The sequence below is a fragment of the Pseudonocardia pini genome (assembly GCF_013870575.1).
Taxonomy (GTDB): Bacteria; Actinomycetota; Actinomycetes; order Mycobacteriales; family Pseudonocardiaceae; genus Pseudonocardia; species Pseudonocardia pini.
On record NZ_JACBXB010000338.1, the window covers coordinates 1 to 5,779 of the forward strand.

The window sequence follows — 5,779 nt, forward strand, 5'->3', positions numbered from 1 at the left end:
CTCGTCCGGCCCGTCGAAACCCGGCGGGAGGTGGTCGAGCACCCAGCCGGGCGCGACGTCCGCCGCGACCACGCCGCGGCCCTCCAGGACGAGGACCGCGGACGGACCGCCGAGGGGCCGGGACAGGACCTGCACCCCGCCCGGGGAGCCCTCGGGCGGGGTACCGTCTGCCGCCCGCCGGAGGAGCTCCAGCAGCCGGTGGTCGATCGCCGTGGTCACGGGCTCCTGCTAGTCGTCCGCGTGGCTGAGCAGGACGTCGTAGGGACGAGCGTCGCGGCGACCGGACAGGTCGAGGTGCACGTTCTTCACCTCGGTGTACGGGTCCAACGCGTGTGGGCCCAGCTCGCGGCCCACGCCCGACTGCTTGTACCCACCGAACGGCACCTCACAGTTGATCTGGTGGGAGTCGTTGATCCACACCGAGCCCGCCTGGATCTTCTCCGCCACCTCGAGCGCGTGGGAGTTGTCGCTGCTCCACACCGACGACGCGAGGCCGTACGGGGTGTCGTTCGCCAGCTCGATCCCCTCGCGCTCGCTGCCGTAGGAGATGACCGACAGCACCGGCCCGAAGATCTCCTCGCGGGCGATCCGCATGTCGTTGCGGACCCCGGTGAAGATCGTCGGCTCGATCCAGTACCCGCGCTCGAACTGCTCGCCCTTCGGCACGCCGCCACCGAGGGCCAGCGTGGCGCCCTCGTCCTTGCCGGAGGCGATGTAGCCGAGGATCCGCTCGTGCTGCTTCGCCGAGACCACGGGACCCATGTCGGTCTCCCAGTCGCGGGTGTCGCCGAGCTGGATCGTGCTCGCCCGCGCGACCAGCCGCTCCACGAACTCGTCGTGGATCGACTCCGGCAGCAGCAGCCGGGTCATCGACTCGCAGATCTGTCCGGAGTAGAGCATGCAGCCGTAGAGCACGCCGTCGACCGCGAGGTCGATGTCCGCGTCCTCCAGGACGAGCGCGGGCGACTTGCCGCCCAGCTCCAGGGTCACCGACTTCACGGTGCCCGCGGCCAGCCGCATGACCTCGCGGCCGATGTCCGTGGACCCGGTGAACCCGATCTTGCCGACGTCCGGGTGGGACGCCAGGCGCGCGCCCGCCTCGGGGCCGGGCCCCGGGACGACGTTGAACACGCCCTTCGGCAGCCCGCACTCCTCGGCGATCCGGCCGAACTCCAGCGTGGTGAGCGGGGTCTTCTCGTCCGGCTTGACCACCACGGAGTTGCCCACGGCGAGCGCGGGCGCGAACTTCCACAGGGCCAGGAGCAGCGGGAAGTTCCACGGCGCGATGGCGCCGCAGACCCCGATCGGCTCGCGCCGCATCGTGCTCTGCCCCAACACCGGGAACGTGGCCCGCGGCATGGGCGTCTCGAACTCGTACTTCGCGGCGAGATCGGCGAAGAAGGCGAGGTGCGGAGCCGCGTAGCCGACGTGGAAGCCGGTGGCCTGCCGGATCGTGGCCCCGTTGGCCATGATCTCCAGCTCGACGAGCTCGTCGAGCTGCTCGCCGAGCTTGTCGGCGACCGCGTTGAGCACCTGCGCGCGGTGCGCGGGCGTCGCCCGGGACCACTCGCCCGCGGCGAACGAGGTCTTGGCCGCGTCGACCGCGGCGTCGATCTCCTTCGCCCCGCCCGCCGCGGCGGTGGCCATCAGCTCACCGTTCTGCGGGTCGCGGATCTCCAGCAGGTTCTCGCCGTCGACCTGCTCCCCGCCGACCAGCATCGGGAAGTGCCGCACCGTCGTCGCCGTCATCGGGTCGGGTCCAGGACGATCTTGGTGGCCTCGCGCTCGAAGAACATCCGGTAGGCCTCGGTGGCCTCGGACATCGGCATCCGGTGCGAGATGAACCGGCTCGGGTCGAGCTTGCCCGCAGCGATCAGCGCGAGGGTCTCGTCCATGTAGTTGATGATGTTCGCGACGCCCTGGTGGATCGTGACGCCCTTGAGGTAGAGGTCGCCGAAGGGCAGCTCGATGCTGTCCTCCATGTACACCCCGGGGATCGAGATCGCCCCGCCCGACGCCACCAACGAGCAGGCCGAGAGCAGCGCCGACGGGTGCCCGACGGCGTCGATCACCACGTCCGCACCGCGCCAGTCGGTCAGGTCCTGCACCGCCGACGCCGGGTCGCTCGCCGAGGCGTCGATCGCGACCGCACCGATCGCCTCGGCCTCCTTGAGCCGGGCCGCGACCTTGTCGACGACCATGACCCGGCTCGCACCGAGGACGTTCGCCGACATCGCGGCGCACAGCCCGACCGGGCCCGCCCCGACCACGGCGACGCTGTCGCCCGGCCGGATCGCCTTGCGCACGGCCTCGTAGCCGGTCGCCATGATGTCGCCGACGAACAGCTTGTCCTCGTCGGTGCCCGCGCCCTCCGTGGGCAGCTTGCGCAGCGTGAGGTCGGCGTTCGGGACGACCACATACTCGGCCTGGCCGCCGGAGAGGCTGCCGAACGTGAGGCCCAGACCGAAGATCCGGGTGCCCGCACACTGCCCGGGCCGCTCGCGGCGGCAGTTGCGGCAGTGCCCGCAGCTGACGACGCAGGAGGCGACCGCGCGGTCGCCCTCGCTGACCAGGTTGACCGCGCTGCCGACCTCGACGACGGTGCCCACGAACTCGTGCCCGAGGACGACGTCCTCCTCGAGCTCGATGCGACCGTCGTAGGGGTGCAGGTCGGTGCCGCAGATCGCGGTGAGGTCGACCCGCATCAGCACGTCGGCGGGGTCGGTGATGGTGGGCCGCTCGACCTCGTCGACGACCACCTCGAAGGGCTTGCGGAGGACGACAGCCTTCATCGTCGCCATGGGGGGTTCTCCTTCTCGCGCAGCCGGATCAGGCCTGGGCCGCGTCCTTGTCGGCCACCAGGTCGCGGTACATCGGGAACAGCGGCTTGGTCAGCGGGACCAGCTTCAGGATCTTGTTGACCGGGCCCTTGGCCTTGACCTCGCCCTTGGCCAGGCCGACGGCCAGGTTGTACTCACCGCGCCAGTACTTGTCGCCGGTGTCGCTGCGCATCATCAGCGTGATGTCGGCGGTCTCGTCCGACGGGCCGATGGTGACCTCCATGGCGGGCTCGCGCATGAGGATCCACATCTCGCAGTCCGGGTCGGTGTAGAGCACGCGCAGGTTGATGCCGGCCGCGCGGAACTTGGGGCCCGACTCCGGGTGCTCGGCCGCGGCGCGGAACACGCCACCGATGTACTTGTCGACCTCGTTGGTGTCGGCGAAGAAGGCCATGGTCATCTCCTGTCGAGAGAGGGGTCCGGTATGGACAGATCTTCTCGGGCGGCCCGGGTGCGGGACATCGCTCCCCGGGGGTGGTTCCGTGCTCCCTTGGGGGGCCGGACCTACGGGACGGGCTGGTACTGCTCCTTGATCAGGTGCTTGACGAGCTTGCCGGTGGCGCTGCGCGGCAGGGTCTCGGTGAAGTCGATGCTGCGCGGGGCCTTGTAGCGGGCGATCCGGGCACGGACGAACTCCAGCAGCTCCGCCTTCAGCTCCGGACCGGCCTCGACGCCGCGGGCGGGCTGCACGACGGCCTTGACCTGCTCGCCCATCTCCGCGTCCGGGATGCCGATCACCGCGACGTCGAACACCTTGGGGTGCAGGGTCAGGCAGTCCTCGACCTCCTGCGGGTAGATGTTCACCCCGCCGGAGATGATCATGAAGGCCTTGCGGTCGGTCAGATAGAGGTAGCCCTCGTCGTCGACGTACCCGACGTCTCCGGTGGTGGACCAGTTCTCGTGGTCGGGGTGCTGTCCGGCGCGGGTCTTCTCCGGGTCGTTGTGGTACTCGAACGGCACGGTGTCGCGTTCGAAGTAGACGGTGCCGACCTCGCCGACGGGAAGCTCGCGGCCGCCCGCCTCGTCGTCGCAGATGTGGATGACGCCGAGCCCGGCCCGGCCCACCGAGCCCGGCTTGCACAGCCACTGCGCGGAGTCGATCAGCGTGACGCCGTTGCCCTCGGTCGAGGAGTAGTACTCCTGCAGGATCGGGCCCCACCAGTCGATCATCTGCTGCTTCACGTCGACCGGGCAGGGCGCGGCGGCGTGCACCGCGACCCGCAGCGACGACACGTCGTAGCCGGTCCGGACCTCCTCCGGGAGCTTCAGCATCCGGACGAACATCGTCGGCACCCACTGGCTGTGGGTGACCCGGTGGCGCTGGATCGCCTCGAGCGCGGCGACGGCGTCGAACCGCTGCGCCATCACGTACGTGCCGCCGAGCGCCTGCACGATCCCGCCGAAGCGCAGCGGCGCCGCGTGGTAGGTCGGGGCGGGCGAGTAGTAGACGGTGTCCTCACCGAAGCCGTACATCGGGCCGAAGACCGCGGTGTACATGTCGCCGGGCTCGTCGACCTGGCGGTCCGGGAGCACGGGCTTGATCCCCTTGGGCCTGCCCGTCGTGCCGGACGAGTACAGCATGTCCGCGCCACGCGGCTGGTCGGCGAGCGGCTCGGCCGACGCCGCGGCGAGTGCGTCCTCGTAGGACCCGTGTCCGGGGACCTCGCCGCCGAACGCGAGGCGGAGCTCGACCCGGGGGGTCCCGTCGACCACGTCGACCGCGAGCGCGCCCTTCGAGGCGCCCACGACCAGTGCGCGCGCACCGCAGTCGTCGACGATGTAGGACACCTCGGCCGGGGCCAGGTGATGGTTGATCCCCGTGACGTAGAGCCCCGACCGCAGCGCGGCCCAGTAGACCTCGAAGACCTCCGCCGCGTTCTCGGCCAGGAACGCCACATGGTCACCGGGTCGCAGGCCCGCCTCGGCGAACACGTGGGCGAGCCGCAACGAGCGCTCGTCGAGCTCGGCGTAGGTGACGACCCGGCCGGTCTCGGCCTCGATGATCGCGGCCTTGTCCGGGTGCGTCTTCGCATGGACTCCTGGGAACACGGGCTCTCCTTCGCACACGACTGCCGACGGTGGTGATCCTCCGGCCGGGCCCGCCCACGGGGCATCGCTCGTGCGGGGTGGATCCCTCCCCCGAACGATCGATGGCCGCCCGTTCGCGCAGGTCAGCGGCATGAGTGACAAACGGTCACGGTTGACTGTAAGTAGTCGGACCTGCACACTGCGCCGACACCACCGGTCGAGAGGAGGAAGCGTGTCCGGCGTCCCCCGGCACTCCCGCGCCCTGCTCGGCGACCACCTGGCCGGGCCGCTGACCGCCCTCTCGACGACGGCGGGTCCGGCTGCGGACCTCGCGCAGGCGGTCGGGGCGGCACTGCGCCGGGTCAGGGTGGAACCCGCGCCCGGGGCCGTCGTGCAGGTCGCGGGACACGCCTGGTTGGACGAGCGGGTCGTCGGGTCCCTCGGGACCGGCTCCGGTCTCGCCGAGCTGCTCCCCGTGGCGACCGCCGAGCTCGCGACGGTGTCGCCGCTCGCCGAGGTCGCCGACGATCCCGCCGCGGCGCTCCACGACACGACCGGGCGACGCCTCGCGGCCACGACCCTCCTGCTCGTCGCCGAGCTGGCGCTCACCGCCCTCGGCACCGACCGCGGTGTCGGCACCACTGTGGACGAGACCGAGGAGGTGCTGTGGGCGCTGGGTCGAGCCGCCACCACCGGCCAGGTCGCCGCTCTGTTCGACCAGGGCCTGACCGGGCTCGCCGACCGGATCGGCGCCTCCCGCAGCGACCCCGTCCGCGGCGTGCACCAGGCCCTCGGCACGCTGACCGCCGAGTACGTCCACCGCGGTCCGAACCCGTGGGAGCTGGGTGCGGGGACATGGGGCACGGGGCCCGTCGAGCTGCTCGCGATCGTCGACCTGCTCCGCGGCCTGC

General features: G+C 71.2%; 5 protein-coding genes and 1 pseudogene. 1 reads left to right on the forward strand and 5 read right to left on the reverse strand.

The window, feature by feature from the left end; genetic code table 11:
• The 5 genes from H5J29_RS18770 to H5J29_RS18790 form a co-directional block, all read right to left on the reverse strand.
• Window positions 1-219, reverse strand: a 219-nt coding sequence (locus tag H5J29_RS18770) for a hypothetical protein (protein WP_181782268.1), incomplete at its 3' end; no start/stop codon positions are given.
• 9 nt (window positions 220-228) lie between these two features.
• Entirely contained in the window at window positions 229-1,749 is a 1,521-nt protein-coding gene (locus tag H5J29_RS18775; RefSeq protein WP_181782270.1) for an aldehyde dehydrogenase family protein, read from the reverse strand.
• A complete protein-coding gene (locus H5J29_RS18780) occupies window positions 1,746-2,801 on the reverse strand; it encodes an alcohol dehydrogenase catalytic domain-containing protein (protein ID WP_181782271.1) in 1,056 nt (351 codons plus the stop codon). Before H5J29_RS18780 ends, H5J29_RS18775 begins: the two co-directional genes overlap by 4 nt.
• A gap of 28 nt (window positions 2,802-2,829) precedes the next feature.
• Complete coding sequence (locus tag H5J29_RS18785; protein ID WP_181782273.1) at window positions 2,830-3,234, reverse strand: hypothetical protein; 405 nt, start codon at window positions 3,232-3,234, stop codon at window positions 2,830-2,832.
• A gap of 110 nt (window positions 3,235-3,344) precedes the next feature.
• Window positions 3,345-4,889, reverse strand: coding sequence for an acyl-CoA synthetase (locus H5J29_RS18790; protein WP_181782275.1), 1,545 nt, complete (start codon window positions 4,887-4,889; stop codon window positions 3,345-3,347).
• A 211-nt stretch (window positions 4,890-5,100) separates the two neighbouring features.
• Between H5J29_RS18790 and H5J29_RS18795 the strand changes: the two are divergent.
• Window positions 5,101-5,779 (forward strand): annotated as a pseudogene (locus tag H5J29_RS18795) (hypothetical protein); the annotation flags it as partial.